General features: G+C 74.7%; 1 protein-coding gene. It reads left to right on the top strand.

Going from position 1 to position 637, the window contains the following annotated elements; all coding sequences use genetic code 11:
- Positions 1 to 637 (top strand): sensor histidine kinase (locus AC27KI_RS26710; RefSeq protein WP_487116916.1); only part of this gene is annotated, 637 nt, incomplete at both ends.

Genomic DNA, 637 nt, shown 5'->3' with positions numbered 1-637 from the left:
CGCGCCAGCGCGAGGCGGCGGTGCGCGGCGACCCGGCGCTGCTGCGCCAGATGGTGTTCAACCTGGCGCAGAACGCGCTGCGCTACACCGCCTCGGGCGGGGTGTTGCTGGGGGCGCGGGCGCGGGGTGGCCGCTGGCGCATCGAGGTCTGGGACACTGGTGCGGGCGTGGCCCCCAAGGACCGCCACCGCATCTATGCGCCGTTCTACCGCAGCGATCAGGCCCAGGTGCAGCAGGCCGAAGGGCACGGCCTGGGGCTGTCGGTGGTGGCCCGCTCGGCGGGGCTGATCGGTGCCGGGCACGGGTTCGAATCCACGCCGGGCAGGGGCTCGTGCTTCTGGCTGGAGTTGCCGGCGGCGCAGCCCGGCGGCCCGTTGCCGGCCGAGCCTTTGCTGCAGCCGGCGGCGCTCTGGGCCGAACGCATGGCCTCACTGCAGGGGCGTTGCCTGCTGGTGGAGGACGATCCGCAGATCGCCGCTTCGCTGTCCCAACTGCTGCAGTCGTGGGGGCTGCAGGTGCAATGGGCGGCCACCGGGGCGCAGGCCATGGCCCGGGTGGACGGCGGCTTCGTGCCCGATGCCGTGCTGTGCGACCACCGGCTGGGCGCGGGCGAGAGCGGCCTGGCCGTGCTGCAGGC

The organism is Acidovorax sp. KPB24-03, from assembly GCF_057546605.1.
The sequence above is the reverse complement of the archived record's forward strand: the minus strand, read 5'-3'. Positions and strand labels throughout refer to the sequence as shown.